Below are 16,199 nucleotides of genomic sequence, written 5' to 3'. Positions count from 1 at the left end.
GGCTGTTGCAATTTAAGTATCAGAGTTTTTGCAGCAGCCCCTTCAAAGATTTAATATTCGCAAAGAGGTTGGGTGAATTATTGAGAAGCATAATTCACATCCTTATTTGTGACAGTGCAGTATCTATAAGCAGATGCTGCATGCAATGGGAGCTGGGGCATGATTTAAGCACACCAAGGCATGAATGGAGATTAAAATGATTAATGGAAGTAACAGGATAATCGTGGTAGGTGCAGGCGCTGCCGGTATGATGGCTGCCGTATTTGCGGCAAGAAATGGCCATGATGTCCTTCTATTGGAGAAAAACGATAAAGCAGGCAAAAAACTCTACATTACCGGTAAAGGCCGGTGTAATATAACAAATGCATGTGACATGGAGGATTTGTTCAGTAATGTAATGAGCAATCCTAAATTCCTATATGGTGCTTTTTATGGCTATACGAACTACGATGTTATTGATTTTTTTGAACAGCTGGGATTAAAGACCAAAATTGAAAGAGGCGGCAGGGTGTTTCCGGAATCAGATAAATCCTCTGATGTAATCGGTGCACTTCTAAAAGAATTAAAACGGCTTCAGGTAGAAATAAGATATCAGTGTGAAGTTGAAGAAATATTGGCTGAAGACGGAAGGGCTAAAGGTGTCCTTTTAAAGAATACCAAAGAAAAGTTATACGCCGGTAAAATTATTGTTGCAACCGGAGGCCTGTCCTATCCTTCAACGGGATCCAACGGAGACGGCTACCGATTTGCAAAAGCAATGGGACATGCTGTAACCAAGCTGAATCCTTCTCTGGTGCCAATGAATATCCAGGAAATAGAGTTGGTGAAAGAACTGCAGGGCCTGGCTCTCAAAAATATTGAGATAACCGTAACCAGTCAGGGAAAAGCAATTTATTCTGATTTCGGTGAACTTCTCTTTACGCACTTTGGCGTCAGTGGTCCGGTAATTTTAAGTGCCAGCAGTTATTGCATCCCTCATATGGGCAATAAGGATCTTGTTCTTACCATAGATTTAAAGCCTGCTCTGACGAAAGAACAGCTGGATACAAGAATATTAAGAGATTTTGATGAATTTAAAAATAAACAATATAAGAATGCACTTGATCAGCTATTGCCACGAAAGCTGATTCAAGTTATAATAGCATTAAGCAAAATTGATCCGGAAAAGAAAGTCAATCTCATTACGAAAGAAGAAAGAAAGAGACTTATTGAAGTCTTAAAAGCAATGCCGCTTCATATCGACAGTCTCAGAGGTTATAATGAAGCTGTCATTACCAAAGGTGGAATTTCCATTAAAGAAATTAATCCTTCTACCATGGAATCAAAGCTTGTTTCGGGAGTATACTATATCGGAGAAGTACTGGATCTGGATGCGTTAACCGGTGGATTCAATCTTCAAATAGCCTGGTCAACAGCTTATATTGCAGGAAATGCAGTATAAATTATTGTTTAATAGTAGTAATAATAATCAAAAGAATAAAATTCATATAAATAGGAAGAAAACAGCATGCAAAACAAACAAAAGCATTACAGCATAGCAATAGACGGACCTGCAGGAGCGGGTAAAAGTACAATTGCAAAGCTTGTAGCAAAAGAATTGCAGTTTATATACGTGGATACTGGCGCAATGTACCGTGCCATGGGATTGTTGACATTAAAGGAAGGCATTGATGCCGAAAATGAAGAAGCGGTAGGCGTTTCCTGTAAAAAAGCAGAAGTCAGCCTGAAATATCAGGAGGGCAGACAGCAAATATATCTGAATGGTGAAAATGTTACAGACAGTATCCGAACAGAAGAAGCCGGAAAAATGGCCTCAGCCGTAGCCAAATTCAAGGCAGTCCGCGAAAAAATGGTTGATATTCAGAAAAAAATTGCAGATTCCGACCATATTATTATGGATGGAAGAGATATAGGTACTGTGGTACTTCCTTTTGCCGATTTAAAAATTTATCTGACAGCTGAAGTAGGAGTCAGAGCTGAAAGAAGATTTAAGGAATTGACGGAGAAGGGAATTTACTGTAATATAGAAGAAATAGAAAAAGATATTATAGCCAGGGATTATCAGGATATGAACAGAGAGGTATCTCCCTTAAGACAAGCAGAGGATGCTGTTCTTCTGGATTGTTCTTACCTTTCCATTGAAGAAGTGGCAGACGCTATTATTAAGCTGTTCAGAGAAAAATCGAACTGTTAGACCGGTTGTATAGAAAGAGGTTTCATTTGGAAAAGGTAGTTCTGGCTCGTACCGCTGGCTTTTGCTTCGGGGTAAAACGCGCGGTAGATGCCGTTTATAATGAAATTGAAAAAGGTGATAAGGTTTATACCTATGGACCTGTCATACATAATGAAGAAGTTATAAAGGACCTGGCTGAAAAAGGTGTAGAGCTGATTAAGTCAGATGAGGAATTAAAAGCATTGACAGAGGGTACAATAATTATACGCTCCCATGGTGTTTCCGAAAGAATTTACGACATTATAAAGCAGAACAATCTGAACATGGTTGATGCAACCTGTCCCTTTGTTCTTAAAATCCATAAAATAGTGAAAGAGCAGACAGAAGCCGGCCGTCATATCATTATTGTCGGCAGTGAAAAGCACCCGGAAGTACAAGGGATAATTGGCTGGTGTTTGAATAATTATACAGTTATAGAAAACAAGGAAGATGCTGAAAGCTTTGATTTATCTGGCAATTCCAAGGTTTGCATTGTCGCGCAGACGACAATTAACTACAATAATTTTCAAGATGTAGTTGAAATTATAACCGAAAAGGGTTATGATATAATTGTTTTAAATACAATATGTAATGCCACAAAAGAGCGCCAAACCGAGGCAAAAGAGCTTGCCAAGGCTTCTGACGCTATGATTGTAATTGGAGATATGCACAGTTCTAACACTCAGAAACTGTACGAAATATCTAAAGCTGAATGTGAAAATACTTACTATATACAGACACTGAAAGACCTGGATTTGGAGAAACTCAAATCTTTTCGTAGCGTAGGTATTACAGCAGGGGCATCAACCCCAAACAATATTATCAAGGAGGTTCATACTGCATGTCAGAAATGAGTTTTGAGCAATTATTGGAGGAATCATTAAAAACAATACAAAACGGAGAGGTTGTAGAGGGCACTGTAATACGTGTAAAAGAAGACGAGATCGTCTTAAATATAGGTTACAAAGCTGACGGAATCATTACCAGAAGTGAATATACCAACACACCGGGTGTTGACCTTACAACTGTCGTAAAAGAAGGAGATACTTTACAGGCTAAAGTATTAAAAGTAAATGACGGCGAAGGACAAGTTCTTTTAACCTATAAGAGACTGGCAGCCGAAAAAGGAAGCAAACGTTTAGAAGAAGCATTTAACAACAAAGAAGTACTTACAGCAAAAGTAACTGCAGTATTAGAAGGCGGATTAAGTGTAATTGTTGATGAAACAAGAGTATTTATCCCTGCCAGCCTTGTATCCGATGGATATGAGAAGAATCTTGAGAAATATGCAGGACAGGAAATCGAGTTCGTTATCTCTGAGTTCAATCCTAAGAAGAGAAGAATCATCGGTGACCGTAAGCAGCTAATCGTAGCTAAGAAACAAGCTTTACAGAAAGAACTGTTTGAAAGAATCAAACCGGGTATGACTGTAGAAGGAACAATAAAGAATGTAACTGATTTCGGTGCATTTATCGACTTAGGCGGTGCTGACGGCCTTCTTCATATCTCCGAGATGTCCTGGGGCAGAGTAGAAAACCCTAAAAAGGTATTCAAAGTTGGAGAGAACATCAAGGTTCTTATCAAAGATATCTCTGGAGAGAAAATTGCTCTCAGTCTGAAATTCGAAGATGAAAATCCCTGGATTAAAGCTTCTGAGAATTATGCCGTAGGCAATGTTGTAACAGGCAAAGTTGCAAGAATGACTGATTTCGGTGCATTCGTAGAATTAGAGCCAGGTGTAGATGCTCTTCTTCATGTATCTCAGATTTCCAGAGAGCACGTTGAAAAACCTTCTGATGTCTTAAAGATCGGTGAAGAAGTTACTGCAAGAGTAGTAGACTTTAATAACGATGAGAAGAAAATCAGCTTAAGTATCAAAGCATTGGATACAGCAGTTGAAGAAAGCAATGAAGCTGCTGAAGAAACATCTGCTGAATAATTGCAGGGATATCGGACTTTACTAAACAAAAGATAGGAGTGTCTTTGCTTGACGGATAACTATGAATCCTTTAAGACCCAAATTTATCAACTGACTAAAATAAACCTAAGTTTATATAAAGAACGTCAGATGAAAAGAAGAATTGATGCATTAATAGCGAAACATAAGATAGATTCCTATGACGCTTATGTAGAAACGATAAAGAAAAATCCTGTAATGTTCGAGGAATTCGTAAATTATCTTACTATCAATGTATCAGAATTTTACCGTAATCCAGAGCAGTGGGTTTTGTTAGAAAAGGAAGTACTGCCTTATCTTTTTGGTAAGTTCGGAAATAATCTGAAAATATGGAGTGCTACATGTTCAACAGGTGACGAACCTTATTCTCTTGTAATGCTGTTATCAAAATTCATGCCGCTTAACCGTATTAAGGTTATTGCCACTGACATTGATAAACAGATACTTGAGAAGGCAAGAATGGGTCTGTATAACATTAAGAGTCTGAAAGGGCTGCCAGATGAACTTCTGAAAAAGCATTTTACAGAAATCAACAGTACAACCTATCAGATATCCGACAGCATTAAAGCATGTGTTGAGTTCAGACAGCATAATCTTTTAAAGGATGATTATCCTTCCGGGTGTGATTTAATCGTGTGCCGAAATGTACTCATTTATTTCACAGAAGAAGCAAAGGATAGCATTTATAAGAATTTTAATGCAGCTCTGAAGAAAGATGCTATATTGTTTGTTGGTAGCACTGAACAGATTATACAGCCACAGAACCTGCAATTTGCCACTTATAAATCATTTTTCTATAAAAAGATATAGTACTTATCACATAAAGTGATATTTCAAGTCTGCAGGTAATTAAAATGACTCTGGAATATCACTTATTTTTTTCTTATTTTGTTGTTGATTTTTATAATGATATCTAGTATATTGTGTATAGATACTGACTGGGTAAAATTTTGAGACAATTCAGCCCCTTTGGTTTAAGCGATTTAAAACCTTTGGGCCAACTGGAGAGTTACAAATGAATAATTGAAAACCCAAGAAAAACAGTATAATAAGCTCATGGTTTGAGCTTAATGCTATGCGCAGATGGGAGCTGACTATGGAAAAAGTTGTGAGAATTGCAGTTGATGCAATGGGCGGTGACTATGCTCCGGCTCAAATTGTAAAAGGTGCTCTTGAAGCAGTAAATGAGAGAAAAGATATTAAGGTTATCTTAGTAGGGCAGGAAAATGCTATTCTTTCAGAGCTGAAGGGAATCAATTATGATAAGGAGCGTCTGACGGTTGTCCATGCAGAAGATGTGATAACCAACGATGAAGCCCCTGTTATGGCTATTCGGCGTAAGAAGAATTCTTCCATTGTAGTGGCTATGAACCTGGTGAAGAATGGTGAAGCAGATGCATTTGTTTCAGCGGGCAGTACAGGTGCGGTTTTAGTTGGCGGGCAATTGATAATTGGAAGAATAAAAGGTATAGACAGACCACCTTTAGCACCGGTTATTCCTACAGAAAGCGGAGTTTCTCTTCTGATTGACTGCGGTGCCAATGTTGATGCAAGACCTTCGCATTTGGTGCAGTTTGCAAAAATGGGTTCCGTTTACATGGAAAATGTCATCGGAATCAAAAATCCGAGAGTGGCCATTGTTAACATAGGCGCAGAGGAAGAAAAAGGAAATATGCTGGTAAAGGAAACCTTCCCTTTGCTTAAGAATTGTAATGACATAAATTTTATCGGCAGTATCGAAGCAAGAGAGATTCCAAAAGGCGGAGCAGACGTAATCGTATGTGAAGCTTTTGTTGGGAATGTAATTCTTAAATTATATGAAGGACTGGGCAGTACTTTAATCGGTAAAATAAAAGCAGGGTTAATGAGTACGACAAAGAGCAAAATTGGTGCTCTGTTATGTAAGCCTGCTTTAAAAGAGACGTTGAAATCTTTTGATGCATCTGCCTATGGCGGTGCACCCATGCTTGGTCTTAATGGTCTTGTTGTGAAAGCTCACGGCAATTCCACCAGCAATGAGATTAAGAATTCAATTATTCAATGTATTACTTTTACAGAGCAGAATATTAATGATAAAATCAGAATGCATCTGGAAGAAGAATAGAAAAGAAAGGTGAATATTATGGAATTTGAAAAATTACAAAAAATAATAAGCGAAGTTTTAAATGTAGATGAGGATGAAATAACAATGGAGACTACTTTCGTAGATGACTTAGGTGCTGACTCCCTTGATATCTTCCAAATCATCATGGGTATAGAAGAGGAATTCGACATTGAAATTGCCAATGAAGAAGCTGAGAACATAATAACTGTAAGTGATGCGGTAGAGCAAATCAAAAACGCACTGAATCAATAGATAGTTTAATAGCAATCATATTAAGCCCTTGGATAAGGGCTTAAGCTCTTATAAAGGGGATAAGCGCTTATAGAAGCCATAAGCTTTTATAAAGTGCGTAAACTCTTGCAGAGGGTATAAGCTCTTGCAGAAAGCTTAAGCTCTTGCAGAAGGCATAAGCTCTTGCAGAAGGCATAAACTCTTGCAGAAGGCATAAACTCTTGCAGAAGGCTTAAGCTCTTATAAAGAGTATAAGCTCATGTAAGGAGCATAAGTCCTTCCAATGGACTTATGCCCTTATTGAGGCTTTGCCTTTTAAAGGGCTATTTTAAAATATATAAAAAGAAATATAAGGAAATGGAGGACAAGAATGAATCGATCGGAAGAATTGATATTAGAAAAACTGAGAAAATTCGAAGATGCAATAGATTACCGCTTCAGAGACCGTATGATATTAAAACGAGCACTTACCCATAGCTCCTATGCCAACGAAAAAAGAGTCAGCAAGTTAGAAAATAACGAAAGACTGGAGTTTCTTGGTGATGCGGTATTGGAATTGATAACCAGTGAATTTCTATATGAGAATAATCCTAAAATGCCAGAGGGAGAACTTACAAAGTTAAGAGCCAGACTGGTATGTGAACAGACCCTTGCTAATTGTGCCATAGACATGAAGGTAGGAAATTACCTGCTTTTGGGAAAAGGGGAAGCTGCCACCGGCGGAAGGGAAAGATTTTCCATTCTATCCGATACAGTGGAGGCAATAATAGGTGCAATTTATATTGATGGTGGTTTTACTAATGCAAAAGAGTTTATTTTACGCTTCATTTTATCTGATATAGAAAATAAGAAGCTCTTTTTCGATAGCAAGACTATCTTACAGGAAATTGTCCAAAGTGAATACAAAGAACAGTTATCCTATGAGTTAATTAAAGAAGAAGGACCGGATCATAATAAGCAATTCACAGTAGTTGCACTTGTCAAGGATATGGAACTGGGTTCCGGCGTGGGCAGGACGAAGAAGGCTGCTGAACAGGAAGCCGCCTACGCATCCATCTTAAAGATTAATCGGAAAAAGAATCTCATTCCCCAGAATAGCAAAAATTAAAGGTCGGGAGAAACTATGTATCTTAAAAGTATTGAAGTCTATGGATTTAAATCCTTTGCCAATAAAATTATCTTTGAGTTTCATGATGGTATTACTGGAATTGTCGGCCCCAACGGCAGCGGTAAGAGTAATGTAGCCGATGCTGTAAGGTGGGTCTTAGGCGAACAAAGTGCTAAGCAGTTAAGAGGAGCCAGGATGGAGGATGTTATTTTCTCCGGAACGGAAACCAGAAAACCCCTGGGCTTTGCTTATGTGTCCCTGACAATAAATAATGAAGATCATAAACTGCCCATTGAATATGACGAAGTAACAGTGGCCAGAAGAGTATATCGCTCCGGTGAAAGTGAATATCTCTTAAATGGAAGTACCTGTCGTTTAAAAGATGTACAGGAACTGTTTCTCGATACTGGTATTGGTAAAGAAGGATACTCCATTATCGGACAGGGTCAGATCGAAAAGATACTAAGCGGAAAACCGGACGACAGAAGGGAACTCTTTGACGAAGCTGCCGGTATTGTTAAGTTTAAGAAGAGAAAGCTATCCGCACAGCATAATCTGGAGGAAGAACGCCTTAACTTAAGCAGAATCCAGGATATACTCTCTGAGATTGAGAAACAGGTAGGTCCTCTGGAGAAGCAATCAGCAGTGGCAAAAGAATATCTTAAGCTAAGGGATGAATTAAAAGAACTTGATATTCAGTTGTTCCTGTATGAGAATGAGAAAATGCAGGAAACAAAGAACCAGACCAATGAAAAACTGACGATTGCTACTGATAATTTAAATACTGCCAATGAAAAATCGGAGCATATTAAAGAAGAATTCTCCCTGTTAGAAAAAGAAATTGAAGAATTTAACGCTGCCTTAGAGGAACTTAAGGTGTCTCAAAGTAACACCCGTTTGAATCAGGAGAAAACCGAAGGTGAAATAAAGGTATTAAAAGAGCAGCTCTTATCCATTAAACAAAATGATGCTCATTATGAGACCAGGCTTACTGCCATAACAGAGGATATCAAGGCAAGGGCAGAAGAGCAGGAAAGTTACATAAAGCAAAAAAAAGAATTAGACCTGCTCATAGACAAGATGGATGAAAGTCAGTCTGTCAATGTATTGGAGTTAGAAGAGATTCGCAGCCGGATTAAGGAAGATACTGCCCTGGCTGAAAATCTACACGGTGAGATATTTGATTATCTTAATGAGAATTCCGGAATTAAAACGAATCTTCAGAGATATGAAACTATTCTGGAACAGAATAATATAAAGAAAACAGAACTTACCCAGAGAATTCTTCGTAATAAAAGTGAAGATGCGATAAATGATCAGGAAATCCAAAATGTCAGATTACAGATAGAAACTCTTGAGATGCAAAAGCAGGAAAACCTAAGGGAAACCAGCAAAGCGCAGGATAAAGTAACTGATTTTCGAAATAATCTTAAGGTAATAGAAGAGGAAATACAAAAGAAGCAGCGTGAGTATCAGACGGGAAGTTCCCAGCTGGAAGCCTTAAAAAACCTTACGGAACGATATGAAGGTTATGGCAATAGTATCCGAAGAATCATGGAGAAGAAAGATACCAAAGGTGTAATCGGAGTTGTTGCAGATATTATTAAGACAGAACCCAAATATGAAACAGCGGTAGAAACAGCCTTAGGCGGAAGTATTCAGAATATTGTTACAGATACGGAAACTACGGCAAAAGAACTGATTGATTATCTGAAGCAGAATAAATACGGACGTGCTACCTTTCTTCCTTTAACCAGTATTTCTGCAAAAGAAGCTTACGGTCAGCAAAGGTATTTAGAGGAAAAAGGTGTACTTGGTCTTGCCAATACGCTGGTCAAGACAGAAGAACGTTTTAAGGGCCTTATGCAGTATCTTCTCGGAAAAAGCCTTGTGGTAGACAATATTGACAATGCGTTGTTTATTGCCAGGAAATATAATTATACTTTGCGGATCATCACTCTGGACGGAGAGCTTTTAAGCCCTGGTGGTTCTTTGTCGGGAGGCGCTTATAAGAACTCCAGTAATCTGCTGAGCAGAAGACGTGAAATAGAAGATCTGGAAGAAAAAATTTCTGTATTAAAAACAGAAGTAATAAGTCAGAATCATAACCGGGAAGTAATTCTACAGGACATACAGGCAGCTTTAAGTGAGGTGGAGGAGAAAAAACAAGCTCTTCAGGAAATTCATCTTAGGGAAAATACCTTAAAGCTTCAGCTGTCACAGGCAGATAAAAAGAAACAGGAATTAAAGGCACTTTACGAAGAAATTACAAATGAAATAAATCAAATTGAAAATCAGAGTATAGAATTAAATAAAAATATTACAATTCTAAGAGACAGCCTTATTCTCAACGAAGAAAAGAGCAAGGAGAATGAACAAAGAATTGAAGAGATGAATCGGCAGCTGGAGGAAGTGAAGAAGCAGGAACAACTCTTAAATGAAAAGGTGTCCCAGGCAAAGGTTGAAATGTCAGCTTTTGACCAGAAAAACCAGCATTTGCTCGATAATATCAAAAGAATAAAGCGTGAGCTCGAAAAACTCTATGAAGAAGAAAACGGCATTAAACGTAATAGAGAGGCATCTCTGACCTCATACGATGAAAAATTAAACGCTATAAGCCTGGATGAAGAAAAAACAAGGAACTATAGTGAAGAAGTCAGTAAACTTGAAGAACAGATCAAGGAAATACAGGCAAAGAAAGACACGGTAACCTTAACTCATAAAAGCTTCTTTGATCGAAGGGAAGAACTCTCCAAGGAAATTATCAATCTGGATAAAGAGATTTTCCGTTTGAGCGGTCAGTTGGAAAGACTGGAAGAGCAGCTCAATGAGAAGAAAGATTATATGTGGGAGGAATATGAACTTACCCTGCATACTGCCCTTGAAACCTTGAATATAATATCAACAGAAAACATTGATTCTACCTTGGTGAAAAAGAGAATCGGTGAAGTTAAAGGTAGTATGAAAGGTCTCGGGGATGTAAATATTAATGCTATTGAAGATTATAAGAATCTTTCTGAACGTTACCTGTTCCTGAAGGGCCAAAAAGAAGATATAGAAAAAGCAGAAGATACCCTCATCCATATTATTGAAGAGCTGGATGAAGAAATGCGCAATCAGTTTAATGATAAATTTGCTCAGATAAAGGTACAGTTTTACCAGGTATTTAAAGAGCTATTCGGCGGCGGTCTGGCAACACTTGAATTAACAGAAGGTGAAGATGTACTTGAAGCAGGTATTATCATCACAAGCCAGCCACCGGGCAAGAAACTGCAGAATATGATGCAGCTATCAGGTGGAGAAAAAGCCTTAACAGCAATATCGCTGCTCTTTGCAATTCAGAATCTGAAGCCATCGCCTTTCTGTCTCCTGGATGAGATTGAAGCGGCTTTAGATGATGCCAATGTTAAACGCTTTGCCAAATATCTTCATAAACTGACCAAGGATACTCAGTTTATTATCATAACTCACAGAAGAGGAACCATGAATGCTGCGGATGTTCTATACGGTATTACCATGCAGGAAAAAGGTGTATCAACACTGGTATCCGTTAATCTGATTGAGAATGATTTAGAGAAATAAACAAATTGACGGAATTGTCACATGTAAATTAATATTTACGACAAATAAGATTTACGGCCATTAAGACAGATGGCCAGAAAAGAGGTAAGGATGGGAGAAAAAAAAGGCTTTTTTGGCAGATTGGTAGAAGGGCTTTCAAAGACAAGAAATAATATAGTTTCCGGTATTGAGTCTATTTTCAACGGTTTTTCCAGTATTGATGATGAGTTTTATGAAGAGCTGGAAGAAATACTTATCATGGCGGATATCGGTATCAATACAACCGGTTCCATTATAGCGGATCTAAAACAAAAAGTAAAAGAAGCAAAGATAAAAGAGCCTCAGGAATGCAAGGAACTCTTAAAAGAAAGCATCATGGATCAGATGAAGGTAAACGAAGCAGCTTATGACTTTGAGAACCAAAGGTCCATTGTGCTTCTGATCGGTGTAAACGGTGTAGGAAAAACCACCTCTGTAGGAAAGCTGGCAGGGCAGTTAAAAGATAAAGGTAAAAAAGTTATGGTTGCAGCAGCAGATACCTTCCGTGCCGCTGCCATAGAACAGCTCACTGAATGGGCTGATCGTGCCAAGGTCGAAATAATAGCGCAAAAAGAAGGGTCTGATCCGGCTGCTGTAATATATGATGCTGTAACCTCTGCAAAAGCTAAAAATACAGACGTATTAATCTGTGATACGGCAGGAAGGCTTCATAATAAGAAGAATCTTATGGAGGAGCTTAAAAAGATTGACAGGGTCATCACCAGAGAATATCCGGATGCTTACAGAGAGACCCTGATTGTTTTAGATGGTACAACTGGCCAGAATGCTCTTGCCCAAGCAAAGCAGTTTAAAGAAATTGCTGATATTACAGGTATTATTCTGACAAAGTTAGACGGAACAGCCAAAGGAGGTATTGCCATTGCTATCCAGGCTGAACTTGGCATACCGGTTAAATATATCGGTATCGGGGAACACATTGATGATTTACAGAAATTTAACGCAAGTGATTTTGTAAACGCACTGTTTAACTAAAAGGAGAATACAGAATGATGACATTGGATAAATTTGAAGAAGCTGCAGAAACCGTCAAAAGGGTCACATTAAGGACGAAATTAATATACAGCGATTATTTTTCGGACACCACCGGAAATAAGGTATTCTTAAAACCTGAAAATATGCAGTTTACCGGAGCCTATAAAGTTCGAGGAGCTTATTATAAGATCAGTACATTAAGCAAGGAAGACAGAGAAAAGGGGCTTATTACGGCATCTGCGGGAAATCATGCCCAAGGTGTTGCATATGCTGCTAAAATGTACGGAGCAAAGGCAATTATTGTTATGCCAACAACAACTCCTCTTATTAAGGTTAATCGTACCAAAGGTTACGGAGCAGAAGTTATCCTTCATGGAAATGTGTATGACGATGCCTGTCAGCATGCATTAAAGCTGGCAGAAGAGAAGGGATATACCTTTATCCATCCTTTTGATGACGAAGTTGTGGCTACCGGTCAGGGTACCATAGCAATGGAAATATTTCAGGAGCTTCCTACCGTTGACATCATTCTTGTTCCAATCGGCGGCGGCGGTCTTGCAGCCGGTGTCTCTACCCTTGCAAAGCTGCTAAATCCCAACATTAAAGTAATCGGTGTAGAACCTATAGGAGCTAATTGTATGCAGGAGTCCATTAAGGCAGGTCATGTTATTACCATTCCGCAGATAGAAACCATAGCTGACGGAACAGCGGTTAAGACCCCCGGCAGCAATATATTTCCGTATATTCAGAAAAATATCGATGAGATAATAGCAATAGATGACCGTGAGCTCATAGTGAGTTTTCTGGATATGATTGAGAATCATAAGATGGTGGTGGAGAATTCCGGTCTGTTGACTGTAGCAGCCCTTAAGCAATTAAATTGTACCGGCAAGAAAATCGTATCCATTTTAAGCGGTGGAAATATGGATGTAATAACTGTTTCTTCTGTAGTTCAACATGGACTTATACAAAGGGGCCGAATCTTTACAGTGTCTGTTTTATTGCCGGATCGTCCTGGTGAACTTGTAAATGTTGCCAATGTCATAGCAGCTGCTCAGGGAAACATCATTCGTTTAGACCATAATCAGTTCGTATCCATTAATCGAAACAGTGCTGTTGAACTTACTATTACCATGGAAAGCTTCGGACACGAACACAAGGAGGCAATTGTTCAGGCATTGAAGGATAAGGGTTACAATCCGCAGATTGTACAGCCTAAGAATACATATAACTAAGAACTGATTGCGTATAGTTTACTTAATTCAGAACGGTTATTTCTCAGATGCCGCATTGCCTTGGGGTAGCTATAGTATACCTGCTACTGCCAAGGAGGGTTTGCCTGGTGCATTCAGAGATTCAGCCAACCTGGATTTCCTGTTATTTATGTAAATCATGTGTCAGGAAGTATAAATTCTTTGGACTGATCTAAACATTATAATTGACTTGTACCATGGTTCCTTTAAATTCATTCTGGTAAGGAGTGAACAGCAGGGAATCATGGATTTTTTATTGGAGTGTAATAGTAAGATACATTGTAATTATGCTGGAACCCCATGTGAAGTAACGCTTGGAAAATTTTTTGAGGATAAAACGTAATACACAGAGTGTTTATAATATAGATTTGGTAGTAATTATGTAAGGATGTGTAAATACAGGTTTACAATTTTATATATTTCTGTTATGCTATATAAAAGCTTGTGTCATTGAACTGACTCAGGAGCTTTCTATTATATCTGCTTTGTTTATCTTAAATTCTGTTCTATCCGATTTTAATAATCATGAAACCTCCATAACAACAAAATGAAATGGTTCATACTATTATCTATTGGTTAATTTGGTAAAGTAATCTAAAAGAAAGGAGAACTGCTGTAATAAAATAAGAACAAAGAAATAAGAGTAAAAATAAGAACAAAGAAGTAAGAGCAAAATAAGAACAAAGAATAAGAGCAAAAATAAGAATAAATAAATAAGAGCAAAATAAGAACAAAGAAGTAAGAGCAAAAATAAGAACAAAGAAATAAGAGCAAAGAAATAAGAATTTAAGATTGACAAACTTTAAAAGATAAGCTATTATTAAAACAAGAACATAAGTTCGCATAAAGGAGAAAAAAGATGTCAAAAGAAGATAAGAGCAGAGCGCTGGAATCCGCATTGGCGCAGATTGAGAAACAGTACGGAAAAGGCTCCGTTATGAAACTTGGTGATACGGCTGCCCATATGAACATAGAAACTATACCCACCGGATCTATCAGCTTGGATGTTGCCCTTGGCTTAGGAGGAATACCAAAAGGAAGAATCGTTGAAATATATGGACCGGAATCCAGTGGTAAGACTACCGTTGCTCTTCACATGGTTGCAGAAGTGCAAAAAATTGGTGGAATTGCCGGATTTATCGATGCCGAGCATGCTTTGGATCCTGTCTATGCGAAGAGAATCGGAGTAGATATTGATAATCTCTACATATCCCAGCCTGACAATGGTGAACAGGCCTTAGAAATAACAGAAACAATGGTTCGTTCCGGCGCAGTGGATATTATCATTGTCGATTCTGTAGCCGCCTTGGTACCCAGGGCAGAAATTGATGGTGATATGGGTGATTCTCACGTGGGCTTACAAGCCAGATTAATGTCCCAGGCCCTTCGTAAATTAACGGCAGCTATCAGCAAATCCAATTGTATTGTAATCTTTATCAACCAGCTTCGTGAAAAAGTTGGTGTAATGTTTGGCAATCCTGAGACAACAACTGGTGGACGTGCTCTTAAGTTTTATTCTTCCATTCGATTGGATGTTCGTAAAATTGAAGCATTGAAGCAGGGCGGAGATATTGTTGGAAGCAGAACACGTATAAAAGTAGTTAAGAATAAGGTTGCACCTCCTTTTAAAGAAGCAGAATTTGATATCATGTTCGGACAGGGCATTTCCAGGGAAGGGGATGTTTTAGACCTTGCTTCCAATGAGAACATTGTCATTAAGAGTGGTGCATGGTATGCCTATAATGAGGCAAAGATTGGACAGGGGCGTGAGAATGCCAAATTATTTTTAAAAGAAAATCCTGAGATATTTGCTGAGATCGAGTTAAAAGTCAGAGATAAATATAATCTGTCTGTTGTATCAGCAGCAAATGCAAATACTAAGGAAACAGCTAAGGAAGCAGATGAGTAAAAATGATTATAACCCGACTGGAAAACACAGGTAAAAATAAAGTAAAGGTATATCTGGATGATAGGTATCGTTTTACTCTTTATGACAGAGAAATCAAGAAGTATGGTCTGATAGAAGAAGGTAATATGGCCGAGACACTTCTGAATGAACTATATAACACTGCCATAAAGAGAGCCAAACAAAAAGCTATGGCACTGCTTAAGCATATGGACCGGACAGAGGCAGAATTAAAAAGAAAGCTGGAAATGGCCGGATTCAGCGGAGATATTATACAAGAAGCCATTGGTTATGTTACCAGTTATCACTATATTGATGATTTACGTTATGCTTCCAGTTATGTAAGGTTGAGAAAGAGCAGTAAAAGTAAACGACAGATAATAGGTGAGCTACAACAAAAAGGGATATCAGGAATTGATATACAGGAAGCGCTTTCCAGTGAGTATGATAGTGAAGAGGAAGCAATTCAACGAGAAATTAATAAAAAGTTTTCAGATGTTAAAAGCCTGTCCAGAGAAGAACGGCAGAAGATAGCTGCCAAACTCTATCGAAAAGGTTATGGAATGGACTTGATCAGGCATTACATGAGTCTGGAATAACCTTGATTATATAAGTGCTATTAAGTTGACATTTGGATTTAAAATTATCAAATAAAGTAAAAAAACGAGCAAGTGGTTTTAACCACATGCTCGTTTTTGTATTTTGTATAATGATGATTCGAGTTAGATATGTATAATTATTTCATACTTTAAGTGTAATAAATGCATTATATATGCGCTTAAAATGCATTATTTTAAAATGAAGTATGCAAATTAATAGTGCGAAAACGGAAATG

The 16,199-nt window shown here is 38.1% G+C and carries 13 protein-coding genes; all 13 read left to right on the top strand.

Annotated elements, in window-relative coordinates; genetic code table 11:
- Nucleotides 1-196: 196 nt before the first annotated feature.
- The 13 genes from BR73_RS0116430 to BR73_RS0116370 all read left to right on the top strand — a co-directional run bounded on the left by BR73_RS0116430 (nucleotide 197) and on the right by BR73_RS0116370 (nucleotide 15,963).
- Nucleotides 197-1,441, top strand: a complete 1,245-nt coding sequence (locus BR73_RS0116430) for an NAD(P)/FAD-dependent oxidoreductase (RefSeq protein ID WP_033166423.1) — start codon at nucleotides 197-199, stop codon at nucleotides 1,439-1,441.
- A gap of 66 nt (nucleotides 1,442-1,507) precedes the next feature.
- The gene (cmk, locus tag BR73_RS0116425) at nucleotides 1,508-2,194 is read left to right on the top strand and encodes a (d)CMP kinase (protein WP_033166422.1); all 687 of its coding nucleotides are present in this window, start codon (nucleotides 1,508-1,510) and stop codon (nucleotides 2,192-2,194) included.
- A 26-nt stretch (nucleotides 2,195-2,220) separates the two neighbouring features.
- Nucleotides 2,221-3,066 (top strand): 4-hydroxy-3-methylbut-2-enyl diphosphate reductase, encoded by an 846-nt coding sequence (gene ispH / locus BR73_RS0116420; protein ID WP_033166421.1) that lies wholly within the window; start codon nucleotides 2,221-2,223, stop codon nucleotides 3,064-3,066.
- A complete protein-coding gene (rpsA, locus tag BR73_RS0116415) occupies nucleotides 3,054-4,151 on the top strand; it encodes a 30S ribosomal protein S1 (protein ID WP_033166420.1) in 1,098 nt (365 codons plus the stop codon). The genes ispH and rpsA overlap by 13 nt, the downstream gene beginning before the upstream one ends.
- A gap of 48 nt (nucleotides 4,152-4,199) precedes the next feature.
- Nucleotides 4,200-4,979: a protein-glutamate O-methyltransferase CheR gene (locus tag BR73_RS0116410; protein ID WP_033166419.1), complete on the top strand. Its 780-nt coding sequence runs from the start codon at nucleotides 4,200-4,202 to the stop codon at nucleotides 4,977-4,979.
- 286 nt (nucleotides 4,980-5,265) lie between these two features.
- Nucleotides 5,266-6,273, top strand: coding sequence for a phosphate acyltransferase PlsX (plsX, locus tag BR73_RS0116405; RefSeq protein ID WP_033166418.1), 1,008 nt, complete (start codon nucleotides 5,266-5,268; stop codon nucleotides 6,271-6,273).
- 18 nt (nucleotides 6,274-6,291) lie between these two features.
- Nucleotides 6,292-6,525: an acyl carrier protein gene (gene acpP, locus BR73_RS0116400; protein WP_033166417.1), complete on the top strand. Its 234-nt coding sequence runs from the start codon at nucleotides 6,292-6,294 to the stop codon at nucleotides 6,523-6,525.
- A gap of 349 nt (nucleotides 6,526-6,874) precedes the next feature.
- Complete coding sequence (gene rnc / locus BR73_RS0116395) at nucleotides 6,875-7,612, top strand: ribonuclease III (RefSeq protein WP_242860690.1); 738 nt, start codon at nucleotides 6,875-6,877, stop codon at nucleotides 7,610-7,612.
- Between the two features lie 15 nt (nucleotides 7,613-7,627).
- Nucleotides 7,628-11,194, top strand: coding sequence for a chromosome segregation protein SMC (smc, locus tag BR73_RS0116390; RefSeq protein WP_033166416.1), 3,567 nt, complete (start codon nucleotides 7,628-7,630; stop codon nucleotides 11,192-11,194).
- Nucleotides 11,195-11,284: 90 nt separating this feature from the next.
- The gene (ftsY, locus tag BR73_RS0116385; RefSeq protein WP_033166415.1) at nucleotides 11,285-12,205 is read left to right on the top strand and encodes a signal recognition particle-docking protein FtsY; all 921 of its coding nucleotides are present in this window, start codon (nucleotides 11,285-11,287) and stop codon (nucleotides 12,203-12,205) included.
- 14 nt (nucleotides 12,206-12,219) lie between these two features.
- Complete coding sequence (gene ilvA, locus BR73_RS0116380; protein ID WP_033166414.1) at nucleotides 12,220-13,440, top strand: threonine ammonia-lyase; 1,221 nt, start codon at nucleotides 12,220-12,222, stop codon at nucleotides 13,438-13,440.
- An 877-nt stretch (nucleotides 13,441-14,317) separates the two neighbouring features.
- Nucleotides 14,318-15,367, top strand: a complete 1,050-nt coding sequence (gene recA / locus BR73_RS0116375; protein ID WP_051685257.1) for a recombinase RecA — start codon at nucleotides 14,318-14,320, stop codon at nucleotides 15,365-15,367.
- Nucleotides 15,368-15,369: 2 nt separating this feature from the next.
- Nucleotides 15,370-15,963: a regulatory protein RecX gene (locus tag BR73_RS0116370; RefSeq protein ID WP_033166413.1), complete on the top strand. Its 594-nt coding sequence runs from the start codon at nucleotides 15,370-15,372 to the stop codon at nucleotides 15,961-15,963.
- Nucleotides 15,964-16,199: the final 236 nt, after the last annotated feature.

Source organism: Clostridium sp. KNHs205, assembly GCF_000702945.1.
GTDB lineage: Bacteria > Bacillota > Clostridia > Lachnospirales > Lachnospiraceae > Anaerocolumna.
This window is presented reverse-complemented; position numbering and strand designations above follow the sequence as displayed.